Below are 21,214 nucleotides of genomic sequence, written 5' to 3'. Positions count from 1 at the left end.
CGACTCGGGCGGTTCTTGAAGATCCATAGGATAACATGGTTGGACCGTGGTCCTATTCCATTGTTTCCGTCGGTTTCATAACTGGTTCATCGTCGCCGTTGTCGGGCCGATTGAGGACGCTGCCATAAAGCTTTCTCGGTCTTTCACGGTTCTGTCGCTTTGAGATTCTTGAAATGAACACGTATGATGTTTGCTTAGATGCGTTAAGGCAGACCTGGACTTGAAGCGTCGGTATGATCACGTTCATGCTACGGGTCCAGCCTCTACGACCAACGCAAACAACGTGAAGACCGAAAACAAGGAGAGGTGCGAAGGTGGACAAGAAATTCCAGATTTCGGCACAGAAAATGCGCGAGCAACACATGAGCCAGACCTCCATTGCCCAGTTCGAGAAGCTTTACGAGGCATGGAGGAATCAGGAGGCCAACGCCTGGATTCGCGAGACCGACGTTGAACCGTTGACGAACGTACCCAGTTTCCATGACGTCTATCAGACCATTGACCACGACAAGGCGGTGGGAGCCTTCAGCCGGACGGCCTTCCTGAAACTCAACGGAGGCTTGGGCACATCCATGGGGCTTGACAAGGCCAAATCCTTGTTGCCGGTTCGTCGTCACAAAGCCAAAAACATGCGGTTCCTTGACGTCATCCTGGGCCAGGTCCTCACGACGCGAGAGCGTTTGAGCGTCCCTCTGCCTCTGACGTTCATGAACTCGTTCCGCACCTCCGAGGATACGATGGCTGCAATCAGGAGGAACCGTAAATTCCGTCAGAGCGATGTGCCACTTGAAATCATCCAGCATCAGGAGCCTAAGATCGATCTGTCCACAGGTCTGCCCGTCGAGTTTCCGTCCAAACCCGGACTGGAATGGTGCCCGCCAGGTCACGGTGACATTTATTCCACGATTTACGAATCCGGCCTGCTTGACGTATTGCAACAACTTGGATTCAAGTATCTGTTCATTTCGAATTCCGACAATCTCGGGGCACGGCCGTCGCGCACCTTGGCGCAATATTTCGAGAACACCGGCGCGCCGTTTATGGTAGAGGTCGCCCAACGCACATATGCGGACCGAAAGGGCGGGCATTTCGTGCGTGACAAAGCTACCGGACGCCTCATTCTGCGCGAGATGACACAGGTTGACCCGAAGGATGACTCCGCGGCTCAGGATATCGAGCGGCACCCGTATTTCAATACCAACAGCATCTGGGTGCGTATCGATGCGCTCAAAGCGAAGCTTGACGAGTATGAAGGTCTGCTGCCGTTGCCCGTCATCCGTAACTACAAAACGGTTGATCCCACGGATTCGACAAGCCCGAAGGTCGTTCAGCTCGAGACTGCGATGGGCGCCGCGATTGGGTTGTTCGAAGGTGCGATTTGCGTGAAGGTCGACCGTATGAGGTTCCTGCCGGTCAAGACCACGGATGACCTGTTCATCATGCGTTCCGATCGTTTCCATCTGACGGATTCGTACGAGCTCGAGGACGGCAACTACATCTTCCCGGCCATCAGCCTCGATCCTCGATATTACAAAAACGTGAACGACTTTGATGAACGGTTCCCGTATTCATTGCCGTCGCTGGCGGCCGCCAATTCGGTGACGATACAAGGCGACTGGACCTTCGGACGAGATGTCGTGTTTTACGGTGATGCGGTTCTGGAGGATACCGGTCGACCCAGCTATGTGCCGAACGGCGAATTCGTCGGGCCGCAGGGCATTGAACCGGACGAATGGATCTGAGATTCACTGCCGAATATGGCGTTTTACACAGATAAAAGGAATGAAATTTGCAAAAATCAGCAATTCGCCGAAGAAAAGCACTATTATAGAAGAAGTGTGCGTATGCGTACACCCAAGATATGCAATGCAATGGTAATGATACGTGAGGACTAATGGCAGAAGGAAGCAACGGGAGGCGGCGATTCTCCGACAAGTGGGGCAAGCACGAACTGGATGTCTTGGCTGTGCTTTCGTCCGCGTTCCCCCAATGGCTGACTTCCCGGCAGATTGCGCAGCGGGTCAAGGCGTATGCCGATTCGTACGGAGAATTGGCCGATCAGGCGGCGAAGGCAGCTTTCGCCAAGCAATTTCAGAGGGATCGCGCCAAGCTCGCGGCCATGGGCATAGCCATCGAATCGCGACAGCCCGAATATTCATCCAAGTCGGAAGGGCAGGATTTCGCCTCCTACCGTTTGCAACTTGGAGACGAACCGAGAGTGCGTCTGAGGTTTTTGCCTGAGGATATGCCGGTACTTGCGGCAGCCAATTATCTTGCCCGCTCCATGTCCATTTCATCCTCCTCGTCAAAGCACGAGGAGCAGCATGCATCCCGCACGGCACCGCGTGTGCCGCAGACCCCGACCCCTGGTCTTGGCCTTGATTCCATAGCGCCGGGACTTGGAACGCAGCCGATTCCCGATTCATTCGTCAAAGTCATCGATTCGCGACATTTCGCGGCAACGGTGGATGTCGACGGTGAACACATGAACGTCGCATACAGCGATTCCGACGATCTGGCAATGTTTGTGCTCGAACATCCCGGAGCCTTCATCGTGTCTCCCCAGGAGGCCGTGGACGCCTGGAACCGCAGGCTTAATGCGGCTCTTGAATTCGTGCTTGCGGACGAGACATCCGGCAAAGGCGCTCGAAAGGTCGTGGCCCGTTCCATCAGCAAGACCAACATGGAGGGTGTCGACCCGGAAGACGCCAAGTCTCATGCCAAACATTCGCAATCCTTCCAGACCGGCAGCGAAGTGGACCGACGATTGCGACTTATGCTATTTTTGTCGGCTCATCTAGGCGAGGAGTATTCGCTTGGAGAGTTGGCCGAGCGTTTTATCGGAGAACCGCAGACCGAGGAAGAAAAGAAGAAGTCAATCGCGGTCATCCGTAAAGACATCAACACGTTGACGACCGTTTCGGATGATGGTGAGATGGCCGGAAGCCAGTTCTTTGACATTGATTGGTCGCTGTTGGATGCCGAGGGCATCGTGTCGGCCACCAATTCGCTCGGACTTGAGCGTCTGGCAGGTATTTCACAACAATATTTGAGTATGTTGACCGCTTCGGTCAGTTATCTTGCGCACTCCTCATTGTTGCCGGCCGAACAACGAGAACAGGCCGAGGATCTCTATATGCGCCTACGGCAGCATGTCAAACCAGGGGAGACCCCTTGGCTGAGTCTGACCGGCTATGAGGTGGAGCCGAACAGCTTCGATATGGTCAAACGCGCCATCAGCACCGAATCGTTGCTCGACATGGAATACACCGACGGAACCGGTCGTACGCGCCGTAAGCTTGTGGCTCCATCCAAGATTTTCGCAGATGAAGGAAAGTATTACGTAGCGGTCTGGACGGATGTCGATGCGGTGGCGCCCGAGGATGAAAAACGGTTCGTTTCCAAGGACACGACCATCAACAAGGCCAATGGGCTGCCTCGCATCTGGCAGGTGTTGCGGCTTTCACGCATCGAAAAGGCGACGTTGGTCAAGCCCTTGGGAAGGTTGGAGATTCCGGATGTGCCGGTAGCCGAACTCCGTAAGTGGAGTTTCGACAACGGCACTCCAGCTGTGTTCGTCACTGATGAAAAGGGACTGCCGTTCATCAAGCGCATTCAAGGAGCGACCGTCGAGCCCTGCGGACAAGGCGAGAAGGTGTATCTGACTGTTTCATCCGATTCGTGGTTCGTCGCTTTCGCCATCGCCCACGCCCGTCACATCGTGGCTGTGGCGCCAGACACTCTACGTTCCATGATCGTGGCCAGGGCACAGCGCGAACTGAGTCTAGAGACCGAATAGGGAGGCCATAATGCGTTGGTGGACGTGGCTTATTCTGGTCATATTGGCGTTGGCCGTTTTCATACTGGCAGTCGTCTACGTGGTCAGACGCGGTTCGGACCTGGCTCAACAGATTTCCGGATCGATGGGGAAAGCATCGCCGTATCTCGAACAGATGCAACAGCTGTGTTTACCTGACCGCACCGAGTTCAGGCCAGCCTTTACCGAACCGATCCGGGTTTCCGCTTCGCGCTACAGCAAAAAACACGAAGCGGTCATCCGACGTAAACAGGCTAACCAGAATCGTCATGCGGATACTTGGAACCGTTGGCAATCCCAACCGATTCCAGCCACAGACCTCGCCGAAGAAAGCAAGACTTCGATTCGATGACCAAGCATTCCCATCATCGCCGTCACGGTTCCACTCAGCACGAACGTGACCTTATTCATGACCGTATAGGCAACAAAGCGTTTTCCAACCATCGGGACGAGGATTTATCGATGGTCGCCGGTGAAAGTGCCGGCCTCTCGCCGGCGCAACGCTATGCGGCCTTCCGCAGTCGTCAGGCTTACGACGACACGCTTGTCGCGCAATTCGCACGATCGCTGCCTTTCGAGCTTGATCCGTTTCAATTGGAAGCAAACCGGGCACTTGAAAATGGTCAGAACGTGCTCGTGGCAGCGCCTACTGGCGCAGGCAAGACCGTCATCGCAGATTTCGCGATGTATCTGGCTCGGGAACATAACGTGAAAGCCTTCTACACCACGCCGATCAAGGCGTTGAGCAACCAGAAATACCATGATCTGTGCGAGGCTTATGGTGCGGACAATGTGGGACTTCTGACGGGAGACACCTCCATCAACTCAGAGGCCAACATCGTGGTGATGACTACTGAAGTCCTGCGCAATATGTTGTATGAGAACTCCGAGACGCTGCGTGCCTTGCGGTACGTGATTCTTGATGAGGTACATTATCTGGCAGATCAGTTCCGCGGGCCCGTTTGGGAAGAAGTGATCATCCACTTGCCCAAGTCCATAAAAATCGTCGCTCTTTCAGCTACGGTTTCCAACGTGGAGGACTTCTGTTCGTGGATCCGATCGGTGCGCGGGCCGACCAAGCTCGTCGTTTCGGAGCATCGACCAGTACCGTTGGAACAGCATGTCATGGTGCAACGGGACGCCGAGCATGAGCCCGAACTATTTGATCTGTACCAGCGCGACAAGCATGATGTACAGACGGCCGTGCTCAACACGAGGCTACTTGACAGAATTGACCAACTCGACAGGTTGGCCGCCCGTAATGATCCTCGAGCGCGCAGCGACGACCGGCAGTCGGCCGGACGAGGTCGCCGTCGTCGCGGCACGGGAAAGAGCCACGCGCAGACCATGTCGCGCCACCACCCGCAAAGACGCGCCCCACGACGTTCGGCCGTGGTTGATGAGCTTGATTTCCTGGGTATGCTTCCTGGAATATACTTCATCTTTTCTCGTAACGGTTGCGACGAAGCCGTGCAGCAATGTCTTGACGCCGGTCTGGAACTCACCACGGACGATGAGGTCATACGTATCCGACGCATCGTCGATGAGATGGTCGAAGGTCAGCTTCCCAAAGAGGATCTCAAAGCCCTTGATTTTGCGCGATTCCGTTTTGCTCTGGAGGAGGGGTTTGCGCCGCATCATGCGGGAATGGTGGCTCTTTTCCGTCAGATTGTCGAACGTTTGTTCGATGAAGGACTGGTAAAAATGGTGTTCGCCACCGAAACGTTGGCTCTGGGGATCAACATGCCGGCCAGGTGCGTCGTGGTCGAAAAGCTTGAGAAATTCAATGGTGTCGATCATGTCGCTTTGACGCCGGGGGAGTTCACCCAGCTGACGGGCAGAGCGGGTCGCCGTGGCATCGACAGCCTGGGTCACGCGGTGGTCGTCGATCACCGTGGGTTCGTGCCGACCACGGCCGCTTCACTGTCAAGCAAACGCGTATATCCGATACATTCGAGTTTCAAACCGACATTCAATATGGCAGTCAACCTCCTCAACAGCAGTAGCTATGACAAGGCCCACGATACCTTGGACCATTCGTTTGCTCAGTGGGAGGCGAATGCTTCGGCTTCAAGCCTTGAATCGCGTATGAGCCTGCTGCAGCATTCCATTGTCAACTATGAGCATGCTTTCCGTTGTTCGATGGGCGATTTCAAAGAGTTCATGACCATACGTCGCGAGCTGTCCGATTTGCAGCGCGACGGGCGCCGCAAACTCAAGCGTCGTCAATTTTCAGACGAGGACGATCGCAGGCAGGCATATCGTGAGCTTGACTCCCGCATCGCCTATCTGAAGCAAGCCGAAGCCGATCATCCATGCCGATCATGCCCGGACCTCGATGCACACCTGAAATGGGGCAATCGTTGGTTGAGGGAACGCAAGGAACTGACACGCACCGAAGAACGTTACGATTCTCGCACCGGCTCCGTCGCACGCCAGTTCGACCGGATTTGCGCCATACTTACGCTGTTGGGATACCTTGATCCGAACGAGCCTGCAAGTGATTCGCGTCGGTCAAACAAGCAACCACTTCAAAAACGGCAAATGGAGGGTCAGGACTATCTTTTGACCAAGCGTGGTCAGCTGCTCAGACATCTTTATAGCGAATACGATCTCGTTCTGGCGGAAGCCATTGAAAATGGCGTACTGTCCGGACTTGATGCACCGGAGCTTGCCGCGGTACTTTCCTCACTGGTCTACCAGTCCAGGAGGGGCAGCGGCAACGAACCACGACGGTATCCCGGCGGAGCCGATGGCCAGGTAGCGCAGGCATGCGCGACATTAAGGCATGTGTTCGGCCGCGTTTCAGCAATGTGCGATGATGCTGGTTTGGAACCTATGGAACCGCTGAATTTCGGGCTGGTCGATGTTATGCATGACTGGGCCAATGGAAGAAGTCTGTCTTCGATTCTCATGGGAACCGAGCTGACCGGCGGTGATTTTGTTCGTAACGCAAAAAGGCTGGCCGACATTCTTCGTCAGATTGCAGCGGCCTCCGAATACTACGAAGACACCGATCCAAGCCTGGGCAATATCGCCCACCAGGCTGCGGTCGCAGTAAATCGTGATATTGTGGCTTATTCAGGTGTTGACTGACACACGAAGTTATCTTGTGGAATATTAGGCACGTCGGAACTGTTTTGTACTGTTGGAATATCGATGTCAAATAAAGGGGAGGCTCCTATGGCGGAACGCAGTCTGCGCGGTATGAGTATCGGTGCGAAATCATTGGAATCGGATGACAACGTGGACTTCGCAGATCGTAGCGAAGTCGTCTACGTATGCCCGGAGGGTCATCGGACGATTCTTCCTTTCGCAGAGGGTGCGGAGGCACCGGCTGAATGGGAGTGTCGTTGTGGGCGTATTGCCAAGCTCGAGAATTCCGATGGAAATGACTTGGATGAGGCAGGAAAACCGGTTCGTACTCACTGGGACATGCTCAAGGAACGCCGTAGCGAGGAGGAACTCAAGGAGCTGCTCGATAAGCGTCTGAAAATGCACCGTGACGGATGGTTCCCGGATTACGAGTGAGCCTTATTGGCAAGTGACGTTCTAAATGCCGGACTCGCCTATATTGTGTAGGAGTCCGGCTTTTTCATATTGATTTCGGAGACTCTTTGACACGTTCCATTGAAGTAAGAACACCACGTCAGTGACGCGATCAAAAGCATGCAATCGTAAGTCATCCTTATCGCATTCAAAAGGGTTGCCCCTAAACAACCGCGCCAACCCATAACAAAGTCGAACGGAGGAGTGGTGCTTCGTTACGAAGTTCAAATGTTGAGTGGCACATAATGTAAACTCATGATGCCATATTGTAAATCTGACATAACGTACATTATCGGATAAACGTATATATGGTCATGCTGATATTCGCACGTAAAAAATCACCACTGACACATAGAAATATATACAACGACGAGCGTTGCGCTCTCAATCCGCAACGTTCTTGTCGGCAATATTCCCGGCATGGCTGACGTCAGCCAGATGGGCCTGCATGATCAGCAGTACGATATCAGCCAACAACATGATTCCCATATAGATTGCAGATGGTATCGAGACTTTTGAATACCACATGTCCACTTGGTTCGACAGATGTTCGACGATCGCTGGATAACAGCCATAGGGCACGCATGCCAGAACCACCGAAATCATCTGGGCGACGACCTGACCAATAGTCAGGAAACGCGTTTTTGAGATAGTAGATTTAATATGCAACGCACCTTTGTGTATTGCGATTACGGCAATGGCCAAACACCAAAGCACAGCCATCACCCAACACAAAGCAGGAATAAGCCGCATCATACCGATCCCTTCCTCTGCCCGCTTGCCATTTCTCTATGCTATTTTCGTTCGCTCCAGACGCTGTGTCTCGATCTTTTCACGCATCCTCCGCTCCATCAAGTCCTCGATGGGCTGAGTGGGCAATCCTTCGGATATCGCTCCAGAACTCACTGTGACGCACGGCTGATCTTGAAGTGCCGAATCAACTTCATGCCACATTTTTCCGACGGAAACGGCGAAAATGGCAGTACCTTCCTCCACCAGATCAAGAACCTGTTCATCTTCACGACACTGCCTGACACTGGTTCCATTGCAAATGATGGTCATGTGCTCCAACGCGTCCACGGTCTGGCGATTCAAAAACGTAATGGCCGCCGTGACGTTCTGCAGATTGACGCCTGTGTCCAACAATCGTTTGGATACTGCTAAAATCAGGATATCCTTGAACGAGTATAAACGACGAGAACCCGAACCGCTGGAGGGGTTGATTGAAGGCTCCAAAATACGTTTGCGTGCCCAGTAGTCGAGCTGACGGTAGGTGATTCCCGCGATTTTCGACGCCACCACGCCACGGTATCCCTTGACTTCACCGTTGTTTTCAAGTAGGTCGAAAATATCTCCCTGAACCAACACCGACGGTTGAACATGCGTGGATGCGTTGCCCGGCATTCGTTTTGATGTACGGGCACGAACGGACTGAGGTTTGGGGCTAAGCGTTGAAACAGGTCTGCGTGGAGTGATGACTGGTGATGTTGACGATCTGTCGCGTTCTTGGTCGGCTTCGACGATCTCCATGTTGGCTGATGCCGGCACCGACCGGGTTGAAGAATGGGAATGATTGGACACAGTCGAATCGACGGAATCTAGGTGACGGGAACTTCCCGGTCCGCCCGAGCGGCTAGACGAAGCGTCGGTGCTGGGTGAATCGGTTGCCACATGGATGTCATTGCCGACCGGAACATCGAAAAGCGGTACGTTGTCGCCCTGTCCCCGCAGTCTTTTGGTCGCCATGTTCATCCTCGATGATTATATGTCACCCCTGTTAGGTGAGAATTGTGATACACTCTGTTTTCCGAGTTTGTCGCCCGTAATCAATCACATGTTCAACGCACAGCATCAGCCGCGAAATATACCAGACGGAATTTACCGATCATGATCTCATCGCCGTTGCGCAACACCGCACTGTCCACCCTTTCGCGGTTGACATACGTGCCGTTAAGGCTTCCGGAATCGTCAATGACGAAACCATCGCCAAACCTGCGAAAGACTGCGTGGGCACGAGAAACGGTCGAGTCGTCAAGCAGAATATCGCAATGTGGATCACGTCCAACGGTCACTTTGTCTTCATCCAACAAGTATCTGGAACCCGACACGGCGCCGCGCGTCGAAACAAGCAGTGCTGAACCGGGCGAAAGACGGGTGATGGTATCCAGATCGTCCTGAGTGAGTGGACGGTCGCCCGTCAAAGTGACAGGGATGTTTACTGCAGGCAGACCGATGATCGTGGTCTCCCCTGCGCTTGGAATCGGATTGGTCATAATTCCCTATTCTATAGTCTTTGCGTATTTATACTGGCTAGGCTGTCGTGTCTTGCTGATTTCAATGTTATCGTCAGGGGTCACCGTCACCTCGGAACCAAACTTCACCTTGAGTCGTGAACCGACTCCCCCGGCAATCGTAACCGCATTCTGCAAGTTCTGCGGATCTCCTATGGCCTTCAGAGTATAGGGCGCACTGATGTTTTTCCCATCACAGATCAGACCGTTCTTAGTGTCATCGATATACGTGGAAGTGACAATCCGCACATCGTTCAGTTCCATAACTTCGACTCCTGCATTCCGCAACTCTTCAAGTAGCTGGAACATGGTCGAAGCATCCACTCGCTGTCTGGATCCCCTGTCAATCGTAATAACCACGCCTTTGCCGGTTGCCGGTAACCTGCCGGAAAGCAGGCCACTGGTCTGTTCATTCTGTTTGGCGATACGCTGCGCCTCCTGCTGTTTGTTGGCCGCTTCCTGAAGCATATTCAGTTGGTTGGATAGCTCGGTTTTCCGCTGTTGGAGGCTTTGGGCCTGCGTGCTGGTCTCGCCGATCAGGCGTGTCAATTCCTCCTCGCTCATCGTCTCATAGATGGAGGTGGAGTTATTGAGCTGGATGACATACCCCCAGCCGAGCGAAGCACACAGCACGGCGATTAACAGGCTTGAGAGCAGTCTGGCCATTCTACTGCCTTCGACCAGACGCGGTGGTTTTTTACGGATTACCGGGAATGAACCCGTTGCCGTCTCGTCATTTACCGAACCGCTTGCGTCGTTGATCCGCGATTTGCCGCTATGTTTGGTCCAGGAAGAAAGCTTTACCATCACTCACCCCTTGAAGATGAAGCGACGAATGGCGGACACATTCGAGAATATACGAATGCCCAGTACCACGATCACCGCTGTTTGCAGTTGTGAACCGACGCCAAGCTGGTTGCCGAGAAGCACAAGCAATGTGGCCGTCAAAACATTCGAAATGAATGAGATAATGAAAACACGATCGGAGAATGAACGCTCGAAATACGACCGTGCTGCTCCAAGCAATGCGTCTAGCGCGGCAACAACCATGATGGGAAGATATGGCTGCAGGACGATCGGAATGTCAGGTTTGACGAAAATCCCGACGATCACACCTATGATAAGCCCGAGCACAGCTGCCATCATTCCCTCTCTTTCGCATAGGTCAGGTCTTTGGACTCGGCCGCCGGTAACTTCAAGGTTACCGCAGGTCTAACCTGTGGATGTATGCCGGCGTCATTCAGCTCACGGTAGAACTGAGCCGAAGCCGGCGCATCGAAGACGGTCCGCATATCCTTCGCATCGCCTATCGCCTCTATATTATAAGGACTGGTAACCTGATTGATGCCAATGAGAATGGTCTGACCTGCAGTACGCACCGAGGTGGACACTCCTACGCGATTGCCGTTGATTGCGATCGCCTCGGCCCCGTGTTGCCAAAGCAGACGTACGACATGCTGTAAATCCGCGTCAGTGACAACACGTTTGAAATGTCCGGTCGTCTTTTCACGAGGGTTGAAACCAGGCTGTTTATCGTTGGCGGCTCCCGGATCGGCAACGGTGATTACAACCCCCGAGCCTTTGACCGCGATCATGCCGTTGGACATCTCGTCGCTGTTCAACGTCGGATCATCGACATCGACAGGCATCGTCCGGGTCTTTTTGACGACATCTGCATGAAGGCGATTCACCTCGTTGTTGAGTTTATCGAAATTCGTATTCTCTTGTTGGAGTTCGCCGATTAGGCTTTCTCTGACCTGTTTACGCGGATCCGTGTGCAATTGACGTACGAAAATCGCACCGGCCATACCCACGACAATGCACAGAACGAAGACGACCATTTTTGTCAAAAAAACAGTCAGTGGTGAACGGGGGCGTTTCTGGGTCAACAGCGCGTCCGAAAACAGTGGATCCATAGGTCGATTCGTCAGATCGTCAATCAGACGCAGACTGTCGTCATCCGGTCGCCTGCGATGCCGCTGTTGAAGCGTCTGGTCATCTGTGGCGCCAACATGGTTCGCATCGATGCCGACCGCTCCCCTTGAGAAGACAGCACGCCGCCTCACGGGCGCATTCGTGGCGTTGACCGGGAAGGTTCTTGGCATGCCGTCTAGGTTTCTCATGGAGTTACTGGCTATCCCTGATCAGCCTGACACCCTGACGCACATAGATGTAACCGGCCATCCAATACAGCGCGATGCCCCAGATTCCTGCGGCCAACGCCGCCAGATGAAGCATGTCCGCAAACGAATTACGCCACAAATCGGCAAAAATCAGTGCTGTGATGGAAATCATCATCAAAGCCGTTCCGGCCTTGCCTATGAAATGCACCGGCAGTGGCCCATAGTCGTATTGTGCGAGAATGACGATCAGCACGAGCAGCAGCATATCCCGCAATGCGACCACAACAAGCATCCACATAGGAATGATGCCCGCAAGACCGAGCGCTAAAATACTGCAAAAAATAAGCAGCCGATCCGCGATTGGATCGAGTATCTGCCCAATTTTACTGACCTGATTGTACCTGCGTGCAATGATTCCGTCCAGTCCGTCACTGGCGGCCGAGATCGCCAGAACGAAAAGGGCCGGAACCATCTGATGCTTTGCTACCAACCAAGCGATAAATGGTATGGAAACGATACGCAATGCACTGATGGCATTCGGAACGGTCAGATATATATCCCTCGCATCGGGACTGTAACGTTTGGTGGGCATCTTCATAAAACTGCGATTCTAGATACGTGAGGCCTGCAAAGCGGTAACGATGATGGCGTAAGAACCTACACCGTAAAGACCGTCCATCAGTTAGTTGACCTTCTCCTTGGGACCATGACGCGCAGAGCGCACCAATTTTTGTCATGCAACGGCAAGATAACGGGACTCTACAGTCCCGATGTCACGGCGACGGCAACGGAAACCTGTGAGACCGGCACATCATAATATATTATGACATACGGCCTGGCAGTATTCACGCCTTCCAGCCGACGCTTGACGACGATGGGGTTCTTGCCGTTTTCATCCATATGCGAGACGCGAATAAGGATGAAAACGGATTCCAACAAGGGCTCTGCGAAGACATGAAGCCCCGCGTTGCGCACAGTGGTGCCAGTTAAAACGACATCTGCTATCAAATATGAGCTGGCTGATTTCTTCGGCTGTACGGTCGGCGCCTTCATGTTCAGCGGCAAGACATATATGACCGGCCTCTGCTACGATTTTCTTGCCGATGAAGTGGGAGCCCTGATTGCGTTCTTCAACCGTCTTTGACTGGGCAGGACGACCGAGAGCCTTGTCGCTCAGTTTTGCGAACAGTGATTCGAATGTCTTCATTGTTCCGCCTTCTTCTTGTATGATGCTTGATCGAACGGGTCGCTGCACATGTCAATATGCGTTTTAAGATTGGTATGCTGCCTGCGCCTTGTTTCGAATCTCGTCAATCGCATTCGCACGATCCTGGGCACCGTATACGGCCGAACCTGCCACCAGAACGTCAGCACCCGCGTCCGCGACGATATGGGCAGTCTGTGGGCTTACCCCACCATCGACCTGAATGTGCGTGGACAAGCCGCGTGCCGTAATTTCATCACGCAGTCTACGTACCTTGCCCATTTGATTGGCAAGGAACTTCTGCCCACCGAATCCGGGTTCCACCGTCATGATCAAAATCATGTCGAACTCATCGAGAATATCGAAAATCGGCTCCACCGGTTCCGCAGGCCGCACCGCGAAACAGGCTTTGCAACCCATGTCGTGCAGTTGTCGCGCCAGACGCACCGGTGCGTGCGTCGCACCCATGTGGAAGCTGACGGAGGCCGCACCGAGCTTGGCATACTCCGGAGCCCATCGATCAGGATCGTCAATCATCAGGTGAACGTCCACCGGCAAATCCGTTACTTCGCAGATGCGTCCCACAATGGGCTCGCCCAAGGTCAGATTGGGCACAAAGTGATGGTCCATTACATCCACATGAACCATATCGGCATGGTCAATGGCTTTGAGATCGCGCTCGAGGTTGCAGAAATCCGCCGAAAGAATACTGGGTGCTATTTGAATGCTCATGGCTCCCTATCCTAGGCAAGACGAACGACTTGGACGCGGTCACTCCTGAGATTTTTTGGAATCACATGCTTCATGACCAACCTCGGCATGTGAAGAATTCTGCTTGGAAGCCTGTCGACGCGATTGCCCATCGGACTGTGCCTGAATCTCAACCTCGGTCAGGGTGCGTAATTGTTCCACCAAAGCCACCTGTCGGGAGCCGGTACGCTGTAGAATAACGAACGCAACGACCGCGAAAATGAACGCAATCATGGAAATCCACACATTGACACGCATGCCGAAAATTACGTGCGCAAAGTCGATTCGCAAAGCCTCGATCCAGGTGCGACCCGCGGTGTACCACATTACGTAGATCACGAAAAGACTTCCGGCTTTGATGCGTTTCGCGGCTTTACGGCCAATCCAGACGATTATCGCGGCCCCGACAAGATTCCAAACCATCTCATAAAGGAACGTCGGGTGGAACAACGTTCCTGTCGGACAGCTCGTGCCGTCGTAGCATTGTTCCTCGTGTCCGATGGCCGAACCGGTTGAGTTCAGTTTCAGTCCCCAAGGCAGTTTCGTCGGCGCACCGTATAGTTCCTGGTTGAACCAGTTGCCGAGCCTTCCCACGGCTTGCGCCACAAGCAAACCCGGAGCCACGGCATCTGCAAGAAGGGCCGTTGGATAGTGCTTATGACGACACCAGACCCACGCTGCCAACCCTCCGAGAAGCACGCCTCCCCAGATGCCCAGCCCACCGTTCCAGATGCGAAGAATTTCGACAGGGTCTCCATTAGGTCCGAAGAAACGTTCCGGAGTGGTCACTACGTGATACAGGCGCGCCCCGATGATTCCACATGGAACACAGACGAGGGTGATGTCGAGAATCTGGTCGAAATTTCCCCCTACCTTCTTCCAGCGCCTCGCAGTGATCCATACTGCAAGGATAATGCCGGCAAGGATACAGAGCGCATAAAAGCGAATCGTCAACGGACCGACTTTGAACTGAGAAATCGAGGGGGAAGGGATATAGGCAAGCGCACGGCTCGCAATGGCTGTTGAAACATGTTGTAACGTCATGGCACCTCAAAATCACGCGGCTCTGAATCATTGTGCGCCATCATACGCGCAAGTGACCCCTTCGAGGACCTCGCTCATTATTTGCCGGTTATGTTCTGCACGTGAACGCACGACGACAGGCAAAGATCCTCCGGCTCCAAAACATGAACGGGAACCGGCGTGACAGACCGCACTCACCGCATCAACCCCCGTGTTCTATCGTCCACCCGCAATCGTGACTTCAAAACTAAATTCGGTGTGCGGCTGACCACGTTCGCGCCTAGCGTCGATCGAAAGCAACAAGAACCTGACTGCCGAAGCGTCCAGTCACGGCGCTGATCGGATTCGAATTATTGATGGCGGCGTATCGACACTTATTGTATCGACCCTGTATCTGGGCGGGAGCGTCCACGTCTTCCCGCGTGCACGCTCCCGCCCACCACAACGGAATGAAACCTCTCCAGCGACCCTTGTAACGGTGTCGAACATGTGCGTCGATGGGTATTGCTTTAGGTGGTAAAGCCAAGAACCGTCAGCTCATCGGCACCTGCGTTGTAATGGCGCGCTGCCGGTTGCACCCGGCCCCCAACGTCCTTGAGATGTTCACAGAGTGCGCGCCTTTGAACACGCGTCCGTCGGCCACATCAAGACACGGGATAACCCTTGCGGCTGTCGTTATGGCATTCATCTTTCACCGTATGGCCTTTTGGCGCTAGCTTCGCTTGTTGAGAACTCGCGCAGCAAGCTGACCACAGGCACCATCGATATCCGACCCACGCGTGTCGCGCAACGTGGCCGGAATGCCCGCGCTGTTCAGTATCTCAAGGAACCGGACTTCATCCTCAGGTTTCGAGGCTGTCCACTTCGACCCCTCGATGGGGTTGAGAGGGATGGGATTTACATGGACCCAATGGTCGCCATAATGGTTGAGACGGCGTGCCAGAAGGCGAGCGTGTTCTGGCTGGTCGTTAATGCCGCGCATCAAGGCATATTCGATGCTGACCCGCCGATGGCTGGTCAAATAGTAATCGTGGGCGGCATCGAGCACCTGACCGGAATCAAAGCGACGGTTCATCGGCACCAGCTCATTGCGCAGTTCGTCGCTAGGGGCATGCAGGGAAACCGCAAGGCGCACGGGGATGCCTTCGGCGGTCAGCTTTTTGATGCCAGGTACCACGCCAACAGTGGAAACGGTGATGTTCCTTGCCGAAATGCCGAAACCGAAGGGCGGTTCAGCGCTGATCATGCGCACTGCCGCGAGCACGGACCTGTAGTTGCCCATCGGTTCACCCTCACCCATGAACACTACATTGCTCAGCCTTCCCGGACCTCCGGCGACTTTTCCTTCGGCCATCGCCTTGGCCGCGACACGCACCTGCTCGACGATCTCCGCAGCGGAAAGGTTGCGGGTCAAGCCCAATGAGCCAGTGGCGCAGAAAGGGCATCCCATGCCGCAACCGACCTGGCTTGAGATGCACAGCGTCGCACGATTGGGATAGCGCATGAGCACAGACTCGATATGTGAGCCGTCGAACAGCTGCCAGAGGGTCTTGATGGTCGTACCCGAATCAGCCACCTGATGAGTTACTTCGCTGATGAGTCGGGGAAAGAATGCGCGTTGGACATCAGAACGTAACTGCGCTGGGAAATCCGTGTAATTTGCCACGTCGGTATCGTAATGAGCAAAATAATGATTGGCGAGTTGCCTGACACGGAACTTTGGCAGACCAAGCGAAGTCGCAGTGGCGGTTCGCTCCTTTTCGGTCATGTCCGCAAAATGCAGCGGCGGCTTTCCTCGCCTGGCGTGGTCTTTGGAAAGAACATCACGAAACGTTCCTTCAAGACCTCCCGGAGTGATGCCGCTTTCAACGGTTTGGTCGATGTCTGTCACTGCCTGCTCCATGTCCGTTCCACATTCCTAAGACCACACTGATTCATATTCCATATCGCGCTTTTATTCAGCTTGCACAATCCATGTCATAGACCTGTAGCCGACAGCAAGACGACGAAGAACGGCGCGCATAGAAGAATCGAATCGACACGATCCATGACGCCACCGTGACCTTTGAGTAAATGCCCCATATCCTTGATGCCCATATCTCGTTTAAGCATCGAGGCGCACAGATCCCCGAACGTACCGACAATGCCGACCATCACACCAGCCAGTACGGGCACCCACCATCTGCTCGACCACAACTGAGGGTATGTAACGGCGAAAACGACCAAAGCCCCAGCCATCGCAAAAAGTATCGAACCAATCAGTCCCTCCACGGACTTCTTCGGCGAAATACGTGGTGAAAGCTTGTGCTTTCCAAAGAAAGCACCAGCAAGCAGACCGCCGGTATCAGAAAGAGCAGGTAGAAAAATGACCATGACCACGTGGGCGACCGGGTGTCCGTTGAAGGTCTCAGGCAGAATGATGCACGACGCAAGCACAAGAACATACAACACAATGAAAATTGAAACCGCAACATTGTCGAAGCTGTTTTCGCCTGCGCTCCCGGGCTTGGTTCGTACGTTTTTCGATTGAACCGATTCGACGCTTGCAGAGGCTGCGGCATTGCGTTTATCTTCGATTGCACTGGCCAAGCGCCTTCCGACCGTATGGCGTGCGCTTGCGGCAACCGTGACAGCAAGCACGGAGATGACTATGCCCAGGCCTGCCGCAAGCAGATGGTTTGGCGCATAATACAGCGCTATCAGTGTGCCGGTGCAGCAGACCCATAAGGTGACCAAAGGAACATACAGATGCACTGAAGCAAAATCGACATGAAGTTCGCGCAGAGCCAACAACATGAAGAAGATAACCAGGAACACAAAAAGTTCGATACGTATCATCAGACATGCCACGATGGCCGCAATCAATATGACGGCTGTCAACACCGCTTGTGGCATATTTCGTCCGGTCTTTTTGTTGATATCGGCCAGTGCCGACGCGGCTTCAGTGTGCGAATGCCTCTCTTGACCCTGTGTTGTCATCTTTTCTCGTCAGTCCATATCGATATTTGTGTCTATAGCCACCGTTGTCAATCCGGGTCGCCACGCCGGTGAACAGGCTGTCAGATCTCCATGATCTCCTTTTGTTTGCTTTCAAGAAGCTTGTCGATGCTATCACTGATTTCCTTGGTGACCTTGTCGAGGTCCTTCTGCATGCGATCGCCCTCATCCTCGCCAAGATCGCCATCCTTGACCGACTTATCAATGGATTCCTTGGTTTTGCGCCGAATATTTCGTACCGCAACCTTGCCGTCCTCGGCCTTGGTCTTGGCAAGCTTGACGTATTCCTTACGGCGATCCTGTGTCAGCTCCGGCATGGTCATGTGAATGACATTGCCGTCACGGCGTGTGCTGCCGCCAAGATCGGAATCTCGGATTGCCTTCTCGACCGCGTTCGACTGAGAGGCGTCGAAGGGGGTAATGGAAAGCGTCCGCGGCTCAGGAACACCAATCGAAGCCACCGATTTTATCGGTGTCGGTACGCCATAATAATCGACTGTCAGACCGTTCAACAGAGCCGGATTGGCACGCCCGGTACGAATGCCGGAGAAATTCTCTTTGGTGGCCTCCACGGACTTCTGCATCTGTTCCTTGGCCTGCTCTACTGGGTTTGCCATTGTAACTCCTTATTATTTGAATCTCCGCCTGACGACGGTTACATTCACTGCTATCGACCTATACGTTACGGTTTTACTGATGATTCGATGTTGTTGTCAGTCCAGAACCTGCGACTCTTGGTTTGACACCAATGTTCCAATCGGCTGGCCCAGCAAGGCCTTAGTTACGTTGCCCTTCTGCTCCAAACCGAAAACGAGAATATGCTGATCGTTGTCCCGTGCCATGGAAAGCGCTGCCGCATCCATTACGGCAAGATTGTCGACCAAGGCCCGTTTGTAGCTCAATGTCTTGAACGGCTTTGCTGTTGGATCTCTGCGCGGATCCGCCGTATAGACGCAATCCACACCGTTTTTGCCCATGAGTACGGCATCGCAATGGATCTCCAACGAACGCTGAATCGAAACCGTGTCGGTTGAGAAATATGGCATGCCGGCACCAGCACCGAAAATCACCACACGACCTTTTTCCAAGTGGCGAATGGCTTTGAGGGGTATATAGGGTTCAGCAACCTGACCCATGGTGATGGCCGTCTGGACACGTGTGGCCTGACCTTCCTGTTCGAGAAAGTCCTGCAGCGCCAAACAATTCATGACCGTGCCAAGCATGCCCATGTAGTCGCCACGGGTGCGTTCGATGCCGGCCTGCTGCAATTCGGCACCACGGAAGAAATTACCTCCGCCAACCACAATGGCCACCTGCACGCCTTGTGCTACGGCAGCGTGGATTTCCTGAGCTATGCGGCGAATCACGGTAGTGTCAATGCCGACTTTGCCACCTCCGAAAGCCTCTCCCGACAGCTTGAGCAATACTCGTCTAGGTTTGTTTGCATCTTCATGGTCAGTCATACGAACCCTTTCCATCACCCTGAAATCAAACGCACTATTACCGCTTGTCAAGATTATCTGTCCACAACGACAGAAAAGCCAACCGAATTCATACGACAGTGGGGCGGCACCCTTGAAGATGCCACCCCACTCGTAGTTCTGAAGCTAATCAGAAGCGTGTGTCGTCACTTCTCGTCGCCCTTGCCGACTTCGATGCGTGCGAACGACAGAAGCTTGCCACCGGCCTGCTTGAACAAATCGCCGACGGACTTGGAGGTGTCCTTGACATATTCCTGCTCAAGCAGCACATTCTCCTTATAGAAGGCATTCATACGGCCTTCCACGATCTTGGGGATGATCTGCTCCGGCTTGCCTTCGGCCTGGGACTTCTCGGTGGCTACCCGACGCTCGGACTCAACCACATCGGCCGGCACATCCTCGCGAGAAAGCCATTTGGCGCCCATGGCGGAAATCTGCAGCGCGGCCTCATGGGCCACGGCGGCTCCCGCCTCATCGGTGGCGACCATCGCCACAATGCTCGGAGGCATTTCAGCGGACTTCTTGTGGGCATAGATCTCGACCTTGGGGCCTTCGACCTTCGCAACCTGACCGACCTTGACGTGTTCGCCAAAGAGAGCTGCCGCCTCCTCGACCGATTCCTTCACGGTGCCATTATCGGACTTCGCCGAGAGTACCTCGTCGGCTGTCTTGGCGTCTGCACTGATGGCGTCGTCGAGCACACCGTTTGCAAATTCGATGAACTTCGGGGTCTTGGCCACGAAATCGGTTTCAGAGTTGAGCTCGACGGCATAGCCCGCCTGGCCGCCGTCAACATCGACAACTCGAGAGGCGATGGTGCCTTCCTGAGCACTACGGCCTTCGCGCTTGCCGGCTGCCTGAATACCCTTGGCACGGATGATTTCCTTGGCGCGAGCGACGTCGCCCTCGGCCTCGGTCAGCGCCTTCTTGACGTCCATCATGCCTGCGCCGGTATCCTCGCGCACCTGCTTGATAAGGGCTGCTGTGATTGCTGCCATATATGTATCTCCTTATAAGTTTTTATTCTCGTCTATGCATCATCGGCGGTGCGCCGGCCGGACAGGTCTGCGCACCGCCGATGACACCGGTAGGTCAGGCCTTGGCTTCTTCAGCCTTCGACTCCCCGACCGCGGACTTGGCCGCGGCTTCGGACTTGTCGTCGTTTTCCTTCAACAGATCCTTCTCCCAAGCGGCCATAGGCTGCTCGGTCCTGTCCTCGGTCTTTTCAGCCTTGCCGCTGCGTTCCAAAAGACCGTCGGCCACCGCATCGGCCATAAGGCTGGTAAGCAGTTCGATGCCACGGATGGCGTCATCGTTGGCCGGAATCGGATAGTTGACCAGGTCGGGATCGGTGTTGGTGTCGGCGATTGCAACGACCGGAATGCCCAGCTTGTGGGCTTCCTCAACAGCAAGTGCCTCCTTGTTGATGTCCACGACGAACATCGCCGAGGGCGTGCGGTTCATGTTACGGATGCCGCCAAGCTGCTTCTCGAGTTTGTTCTTCTCGCGCTCGAGCAGCAGGAGCTCCTTCTTCGTCAGTCCAGAGCCGCGCACATCGGTGAAGTCCATCTCCTCGAGTTCCTTCAGGCGAGCAACACGCTTGGAAACCGTCTGGAAGTTGGTGAGCATACCACCCAGCCAACGCTCCGAAACGTACGGCATGTTCACACGGGTCGCCTGAGTCGCGATGGCTTCCTGAGCCTGCTTCTTGGTGCCGACGAACAGAACGGTACCATTGTGAGCAACGGTCTGCTTGATGAAATCGTACGCGGTGTCGATCATGTCGAGCGATTTGAACAGGTTGATGATGTGAATGCCGTTGCGGGAGGTGAGGATGTACTGCTTCATCTTCGGGTTCCAGCGACGGGTCTGATGGCCGAAGTGCAAGCCTGCCTTCAGCATTTCGCTCATTGTGATTTGAGCCATGATACTGCTACCTTTCAGTCGGTTATTGCCTGGTCATGCAGGTCTGCATGCAA

At 54.1% G+C, this 21,214-nt stretch carries 20 protein-coding genes and 2 pseudogenes; 6 read left to right on the top strand and 16 right to left on the bottom strand.

The window, feature by feature from the left end; all coding sequences use genetic code 11:
• Positions 1 to 347: 347 nt before the first annotated feature.
• The 6 genes and pseudogenes from BBOH_RS00475 (at position 348) to BBOH_RS00455 (ending at position 7,348) form a co-directional block, all read left to right on the top strand.
• Entirely contained in the window at positions 348 to 1,742 is a 1,395-nt protein-coding gene (locus BBOH_RS00475; RefSeq protein ID WP_044098040.1) for a UTP--glucose-1-phosphate uridylyltransferase, read from the top strand.
• Between the two features lie 152 nt (positions 1,743 to 1,894).
• Positions 1,895 to 2,635 (top strand): annotated as a pseudogene (locus BBOH_RS09490) (helix-turn-helix transcriptional regulator); the annotation flags it as partial.
• 75 nt (positions 2,636 to 2,710) lie between these two features.
• Positions 2,711 to 3,799: pseudogene (locus tag BBOH_RS09485) on the top strand (helix-turn-helix transcriptional regulator); the annotation flags it as partial.
• Between the two features lie 10 nt (positions 3,800 to 3,809).
• Positions 3,810 to 4,169 carry a hypothetical protein gene (locus tag BBOH_RS00465; protein ID WP_033520178.1) on the top strand — a complete coding sequence of 120 codons (360 nt, stop codon included), beginning with the start codon at positions 3,810 to 3,812 and terminating at the stop codon, positions 4,167 to 4,169.
• Positions 4,170 to 4,279: 110 nt separating this feature from the next.
• A complete protein-coding gene (locus BBOH_RS00460) occupies positions 4,280 to 6,913 on the top strand; it encodes a DEAD/DEAH box helicase (protein ID WP_033520596.1) in 2,634 nt (877 codons plus the stop codon).
• An 87-nt stretch (positions 6,914 to 7,000) separates the two neighbouring features.
• The gene (locus BBOH_RS00455) at positions 7,001 to 7,348 is read left to right on the top strand and encodes an RNA polymerase-binding protein RbpA (RefSeq protein ID WP_033520177.1); all 348 of its coding nucleotides are present in this window, start codon (positions 7,001 to 7,003) and stop codon (positions 7,346 to 7,348) included.
• 402 nt (positions 7,349 to 7,750) lie between these two features.
• On the opposite strand, the gene BBOH_RS00450 is transcribed toward BBOH_RS00455, so the two are convergent.
• From BBOH_RS00450 to rpsB, 16 genes are all read right to left on the bottom strand, one after another.
• On the bottom strand, positions 7,751 to 8,122 hold the full coding sequence (locus tag BBOH_RS00450) for a hypothetical protein (protein WP_033520176.1): 372 nt from the start codon (positions 8,120 to 8,122) through the stop codon (positions 7,751 to 7,753).
• A gap of 33 nt (positions 8,123 to 8,155) precedes the next feature.
• A complete protein-coding gene (locus BBOH_RS09130) occupies positions 8,156 to 9,112 on the bottom strand; it encodes a MerR family transcriptional regulator (RefSeq protein WP_237743093.1) in 957 nt (318 codons plus the stop codon).
• Between the two features lie 92 nt (positions 9,113 to 9,204).
• A complete protein-coding gene (locus BBOH_RS00440; protein WP_033520175.1) occupies positions 9,205 to 9,639 on the bottom strand; it encodes an FHA domain-containing protein in 435 nt (144 codons plus the stop codon).
• A 6-nt stretch (positions 9,640 to 9,645) separates the two neighbouring features.
• Positions 9,646 to 10,464, bottom strand: coding sequence for a DUF881 domain-containing protein (locus BBOH_RS00435; RefSeq protein ID WP_074428478.1), 819 nt, complete (start codon positions 10,462 to 10,464; stop codon positions 9,646 to 9,648).
• Between the two features lie 3 nt (positions 10,465 to 10,467).
• Entirely contained in the window at positions 10,468 to 10,800 is a 333-nt protein-coding gene (locus BBOH_RS00430; RefSeq protein WP_033520588.1) for a small basic family protein, read from the bottom strand.
• Positions 10,800 to 11,780, bottom strand: coding sequence for a DUF881 domain-containing protein (locus tag BBOH_RS00425; protein WP_033520174.1), 981 nt, complete (start codon positions 11,778 to 11,780; stop codon positions 10,800 to 10,802). The genes BBOH_RS00430 and BBOH_RS00425 overlap by 1 nt, the downstream gene beginning before the upstream one ends.
• A gap of 4 nt (positions 11,781 to 11,784) precedes the next feature.
• Complete coding sequence (locus tag BBOH_RS00420; protein ID WP_033520173.1) at positions 11,785 to 12,378, bottom strand: CDP-alcohol phosphatidyltransferase family protein; 594 nt, start codon at positions 12,376 to 12,378, stop codon at positions 11,785 to 11,787.
• A 294-nt stretch (positions 12,379 to 12,672) separates the two neighbouring features.
• Positions 12,673 to 12,987: a nucleoside triphosphate pyrophosphohydrolase family protein gene (locus BBOH_RS09125; RefSeq protein ID WP_237743091.1), complete on the bottom strand. Its 315-nt coding sequence runs from the start codon at positions 12,985 to 12,987 to the stop codon at positions 12,673 to 12,675.
• 63 nt (positions 12,988 to 13,050) lie between these two features.
• Positions 13,051 to 13,716 carry a ribulose-phosphate 3-epimerase gene (gene rpe / locus BBOH_RS00410; RefSeq protein ID WP_033520172.1) on the bottom strand — a complete coding sequence of 222 codons (666 nt, stop codon included), beginning with the start codon at positions 13,714 to 13,716 and terminating at the stop codon, positions 13,051 to 13,053.
• A gap of 39 nt (positions 13,717 to 13,755) precedes the next feature.
• The gene (lgt, locus tag BBOH_RS00405) at positions 13,756 to 14,778 is read right to left on the bottom strand and encodes a prolipoprotein diacylglyceryl transferase (protein WP_044097994.1); all 1,023 of its coding nucleotides are present in this window, start codon (positions 14,776 to 14,778) and stop codon (positions 13,756 to 13,758) included.
• 691 nt (positions 14,779 to 15,469) lie between these two features.
• A complete protein-coding gene (gene rlmN / locus BBOH_RS00400; protein ID WP_033520170.1) occupies positions 15,470 to 16,660 on the bottom strand; it encodes a dual-specificity RNA methyltransferase RlmN in 1,191 nt (396 codons plus the stop codon).
• A gap of 74 nt (positions 16,661 to 16,734) precedes the next feature.
• Complete coding sequence (locus BBOH_RS00395; RefSeq protein WP_033520169.1) at positions 16,735 to 17,736, bottom strand: phosphatidate cytidylyltransferase; 1,002 nt, start codon at positions 17,734 to 17,736, stop codon at positions 16,735 to 16,737.
• Between the two features lie 80 nt (positions 17,737 to 17,816).
• Positions 17,817 to 18,371, bottom strand: coding sequence for a ribosome recycling factor (frr, locus tag BBOH_RS00390; protein WP_033520168.1), 555 nt, complete (start codon positions 18,369 to 18,371; stop codon positions 17,817 to 17,819).
• Between the two features lie 96 nt (positions 18,372 to 18,467).
• Positions 18,468 to 19,217 (bottom strand): UMP kinase, encoded by a 750-nt coding sequence (pyrH, locus tag BBOH_RS00385; RefSeq protein WP_033520167.1) that lies wholly within the window; start codon positions 19,215 to 19,217, stop codon positions 18,468 to 18,470.
• A gap of 164 nt (positions 19,218 to 19,381) precedes the next feature.
• On the bottom strand, positions 19,382 to 20,233 hold the full coding sequence (gene tsf, locus BBOH_RS00380) for a translation elongation factor Ts (RefSeq protein WP_033520166.1): 852 nt from the start codon (positions 20,231 to 20,233) through the stop codon (positions 19,382 to 19,384).
• Between the two features lie 94 nt (positions 20,234 to 20,327).
• Positions 20,328 to 21,161, bottom strand: a complete 834-nt coding sequence (gene rpsB / locus BBOH_RS00375) for a 30S ribosomal protein S2 (RefSeq protein WP_033520165.1) — start codon at positions 21,159 to 21,161, stop codon at positions 20,328 to 20,330.
• Between the last annotated feature and the right edge of the window lie 53 nt (positions 21,162 to 21,214).

Source organism: Bifidobacterium bohemicum DSM 22767, assembly GCF_000741525.1.
GTDB lineage: Bacteria > Actinomycetota > Actinomycetes > Actinomycetales > Bifidobacteriaceae > Bifidobacterium > Bifidobacterium bohemicum.
This window is presented reverse-complemented; position numbering and strand designations above follow the sequence as displayed.

What these genes read in the sequence shown, in the direction of transcription:
- BBOH_RS00475 (WP_044098040.1), top strand. Translation starts at nt 348, where the DNA reads ATGCGCGAGCAACACATGAGCCAGACCTCCATTGCCCAGTTCGAGAAG.
- BBOH_RS00465 (WP_033520178.1), top strand. Translation starts at nt 3,810, where the DNA reads ATGCGTTGGTGGACGTGGCTTATTCTGGTCATATTGGCGTTGGCCGTT.
- BBOH_RS00460 (WP_033520596.1), top strand. Translation starts at nt 4,280, where the DNA reads ATGGTCGCCGGTGAAAGTGCCGGCCTCTCGCCGGCGCAACGCTATGCG.
- BBOH_RS00455 (WP_033520177.1), top strand. Translation starts at nt 7,001, where the DNA reads ATGGCGGAACGCAGTCTGCGCGGTATGAGTATCGGTGCGAAATCATTG.
- BBOH_RS00450 (WP_033520176.1), bottom strand. Translation starts at nt 8,122, where the DNA reads ATGATGCGGCTTATTCCTGCTTTGTGTTGGGTGATGGCTGTGCTTTGG.
- BBOH_RS09130 (WP_237743093.1), bottom strand. Translation starts at nt 9,112, where the DNA reads ATGGCGACCAAAAGACTGCGGGGACAGGGCGACAACGTACCGCTTTTC.
- BBOH_RS00440 (WP_033520175.1), bottom strand. Translation starts at nt 9,639, where the DNA reads ATGACCAATCCGATTCCAAGCGCAGGGGAGACCACGATCATCGGTCTG.
- BBOH_RS00435 (WP_074428478.1), bottom strand. Translation starts at nt 10,464, where the DNA reads ATGGTAAAGCTTTCTTCCTGGACCAAACATAGCGGCAAATCGCGGATC.
- BBOH_RS00430 (WP_033520588.1), bottom strand. Translation starts at nt 10,800, where the DNA reads ATGGCAGCTGTGCTCGGGCTTATCATAGGTGTGATCGTCGGGATTTTC.
- BBOH_RS00425 (WP_033520174.1), bottom strand. Translation starts at nt 11,780, where the DNA reads ATGAGAAACCTAGACGGCATGCCAAGAACCTTCCCGGTCAACGCCACG.
- BBOH_RS00420 (WP_033520173.1), bottom strand. Translation starts at nt 12,378, where the DNA reads ATGAAGATGCCCACCAAACGTTACAGTCCCGATGCGAGGGATATATAT.
- BBOH_RS09125 (WP_237743091.1), bottom strand. Translation starts at nt 12,987, where the DNA reads ATGAAGACATTCGAATCACTGTTCGCAAAACTGAGCGACAAGGCTCTC.
- rpe (WP_033520172.1), bottom strand. Translation starts at nt 13,716, where the DNA reads ATGAGCATTCAAATAGCACCCAGTATTCTTTCGGCGGATTTCTGCAAC.
- lgt (WP_044097994.1), bottom strand. Translation starts at nt 14,778, where the DNA reads ATGACGTTACAACATGTTTCAACAGCCATTGCGAGCCGTGCGCTTGCC.
- rlmN (WP_033520170.1), bottom strand. Translation starts at nt 16,660, where the DNA reads ATGGAGCAGGCAGTGACAGACATCGACCAAACCGTTGAAAGCGGCATC.
- BBOH_RS00395 (WP_033520169.1), bottom strand. Translation starts at nt 17,736, where the DNA reads ATGACAACACAGGGTCAAGAGAGGCATTCGCACACTGAAGCCGCGTCG.
- frr (WP_033520168.1), bottom strand. Translation starts at nt 18,371, where the DNA reads ATGGCAAACCCAGTAGAGCAGGCCAAGGAACAGATGCAGAAGTCCGTG.
- pyrH (WP_033520167.1), bottom strand. Translation starts at nt 19,217, where the DNA reads ATGACTGACCATGAAGATGCAAACAAACCTAGACGAGTATTGCTCAAG.
- tsf (WP_033520166.1), bottom strand. Translation starts at nt 20,233, where the DNA reads ATGGCAGCAATCACAGCAGCCCTTATCAAGCAGGTGCGCGAGGATACC.
- rpsB (WP_033520165.1), bottom strand. Translation starts at nt 21,161, where the DNA reads ATGGCTCAAATCACAATGAGCGAAATGCTGAAGGCAGGCTTGCACTTC.